Raw genomic sequence first — 3190 nt, 5'->3', positions numbered from 1 at the left:
TTCGATGGTGAGGACGTGTTTCGGTAATCGTTTTTCTAACTTGGGCAGCTCGATATCAGCCGCAGGATTATACAGCGTGTAATTGTGTTTGCTTAAATATTTAAAGAAGGCTCTCAGTGCGCCTAGTCTTGAGTGTTGTGATTGAAACGATAACGGCTCACCATTGTCTTTGCGGTAGTGGTAAAGATATCTTTGGTAACGCTCGATGATTTGTTTGGTGATTTCTGCGGGTTGGGTTAAGCCTCGCTCTTCACACCATTTTATAAAGTAATTGATGTAAAGCTCACGGGACTCTCGGCTTTTGTCTGAGTAATTTCTAATGCCCATCCATTCCAGATAACGCTCACGATAGGCGGCTAAACCATTGGTATCACTTAAATCACCGTAGCTTTTTTTGGTTAAGGTCACTCCTTTTCTCGGCATGGTTACGATGCCTCAATAACGTTACGATGTGGATGTTTTTTTAAGACCAGATGGCCTTCTGCTGAGACTTCGTTAAATAAATCCTCATTGACCTCATGGCTGTTGGGCTGCGGCTTAATTGGTTCAATCTGACCGCACCCTGACTGCCTACCGACCACCCCCTGACCACTGGCTGACTGCTGATTGTTTTGCCCTGACTGGTTAGCATCATAGATTAATTTTTCAGGATCGATTAAACCATTAAGGAAGGCATGACCCTGTTGTCCCGAGCCATCATAAAACAGCTCGTAATGATGCCTCTGTCGGTGTCCATTGATATGAGCCACTAAATAATCTAAATCAACTAATCTGGCCAGGTGAACTTTTAACGCGGTATCTCCCCAATTAAATTGCTCTCTTAATTGTTTGCGACTAAATCTAAAATCAGTTTGGTCAACACCTTGTTTTTGACTTTGAGTTTGTACATATTGGTAAATCAAGTTGAGTAATTTTCTGGTTTGCGGTGGCAACTCATCCAGCGTTCGCCCCAACACTTCATGAGCTAAATGATTCGCTGTTTTAATATCGTCAATCGTGACCTCAACATATTCAATCACTTTATCATTTTGTTGGATCTTTTTAATTTCTCGCTGGTATTGATGTAAAAAGGCTATGGACTGGATTAAAGTTAAATACTTCATATGGTCGCGACGGGTTCTTGTCTGGTCACTTCTAAAGGTTAGTTGCTCCGCAAATGGATTCACCACTTTGAGTGGCTTTAATAATCGTTGGGCATTTTGATGTACCTTAAGCCGATGTTTTTTATTTTCATTCAACAGTAAACCATCCAGCGTTTGACTGGCTCTTTGGCTTTGCTGGATAGCGGCGGTTTGTTCTCCTGACTCGTTCACCGTGAGCACTAAACAACGATTCAGTAATTCCTCATCAATATCAATGGCCGTTGTGGTCAGGAACAGCATCACTGGACCTTCAACATGATATTCCTGGGTTTCCAGATTACCTGTCGTACTATTTTTTCCGGTACTGGCAATGGTGACTTCACCATCACTTTGCAACAGTTTTAACGCGTAGCTGGCTTGCTCAACGCCCTCCTCTTCACAGATGGCAAGGATTTTATTTTTAAGTCTTGTCTCACCCATATAAAACAGACTTTGCCCTGTCATAGCTGAGTATTGGACTCGCTCCTCCGGTGGGAACATTGCCAGCACCGCATCCATTAAACTGCTTTTACCCGCAGCAGAAGTGGATTGGATAATGATAGCCAGTGGCTTATCCAGTTTACGAGAGACAGCGGCTAAATAGCCCATGAGTAAGTTGGTTTGCTCGCCCACAATCCCGCACTGGGTAAAGTCATCCAGGATTTGAGTGATAAGGTTTTTATCTTTCAGCAAGGCAAGCGCTTCATTTTTTTCAGCCTCGGCCAGTTCAACTTTTTCATTAATGGGTTTGTTATTATTGTCAATCTGCTCATCTTGCAACGCTTCCAGTTTTAACAACACCTTACCTAAATCTTTTTTAATCACATCGAACTCAACACCCAACTCACTGGCCGCTATTTTAATAAAGGTTTGTCGTTGTTTAGCATTGTAAAGCTCTAGTGTATCAACGTGGATAGCCTCAGCTCTGTTCACCATGACATTCACTTTTAATTGGTCATAGGTTTGATTTTTATTTAACCCCCTGACTCGATAAACTCTATCACCCAACACTATTTTAATTTCACGTTCAGTAATTTTTGCGTCAACATCATTCACTACTTTCGGCTGAACTTGTGCAATTGGCTCTGCTGGTATCATTGGCTCTGGCAGTTCAGCCACTAAATCAGAAGATTTTTTATGCTCAGGATGTGCTTTTTTATTGTTTGCTTTTTCTCGATACTCGCTACTTTCTACTCGCTGACTCGCTGCTAACATCGGCTCCGCTTTTCTAACCACCAACCCTAACGCTTTATCGGCTGGATTCATTTGCAAGGCATACTCATTGGCATCCATATTTTTAGGGAACAACACGCGGTAACAATCAATGTCATATTTTTTAAGTTGCTCGGCTAGCTTGTTGGCGGCATTGTTTCCGGCCTCATCTCTATCATAAGCAATCAACACCCGTTTAATTTCATGCTGGATAAAGGCGTTTAACAATTCCTCAGTAAAACCATTGGTGCCATAACTGGCCGTCACATTCCTTAACCCATTCACCCAGAAGGTCATCGCATCAATCAGAGATTCACACAGGATAATCTCGTCATTGACTTGTAGACTTTGAGCATTCCATACGCCTTGATGTTCACCAGGTAAATATAAATGTTGTGCTGTTCCTTTTCTCAATTTACTACCCAATATTTTACGGCCGTAAACTTCTTTCACCTGCGCTGACTCATCCAGCNCACTGAGCATTCCACACGCCTTGATGTTCACCCGGTAAATACAGGTGTTGCGCGGTTCCCTTGCGTAATCGACTACCCAGTATTTTACGGCCATAAACTTCTTTCACCTGCACAGCCTCACCAATGACCGGAACCACCAGGCAACCATTAAAATGCTCATGCCCTGTTTTTCTTAAAATACCCGCACTTTGTAAACACCCTCTAATTTCTGCACCCGCCTTGCGATTTTTCTCCGGCAAGCGATAACCTAAAGTGCGATTGGCAAAGCCCAGTTTAAAGGTGTTGATGAGTTCAACATTATTAAGTCCACGACTTTCTAAATACTGTAATACCTCGGGGCTTTGCTTGAGTGTTTCGTGGTAAAAATCAATCACCTGTTTTAAG

At 42.5% G+C, this 3190-nt stretch carries 3 protein-coding genes; all 3 read right to left on the bottom strand.

All coding sequences use genetic code 11. The annotated features are described in order from the left end of the window. The coding region (locus tag ABVT42_RS21850; protein WP_367024455.1) for a phage integrase N-terminal SAM-like domain-containing protein at positions 1-423 on the bottom strand (423 nt) is incomplete at its 3' end. Positions 424-425: 2 nt separating this feature from the next. Further along, positions 426-2816, bottom strand: a complete 2391-nt coding sequence (locus ABVT42_RS21845; protein ID WP_367024453.1) for a toprim domain-containing protein — start codon at positions 2814-2816, stop codon at positions 426-428. After that, positions 2797-3180, bottom strand: coding sequence for a hypothetical protein (locus ABVT42_RS21840; protein WP_465251090.1), 384 nt, complete (start codon positions 3178-3180; stop codon positions 2797-2799). Before ABVT42_RS21840 ends, ABVT42_RS21845 begins: the two co-directional genes overlap by 20 nt. Positions 3181-3190 lie beyond the last annotated feature (10 nt).

This window comes from Aliikangiella maris (assembly GCF_040719265.1).
GTDB classification, from domain to species: Bacteria; Pseudomonadota; Gammaproteobacteria; order Enterobacterales; family Kangiellaceae; genus Aliikangiella; species Aliikangiella maris.
The sequence above is the reverse complement of the archived record's forward strand: the minus strand, read 5'-3'. Positions and strand labels throughout refer to the sequence as shown.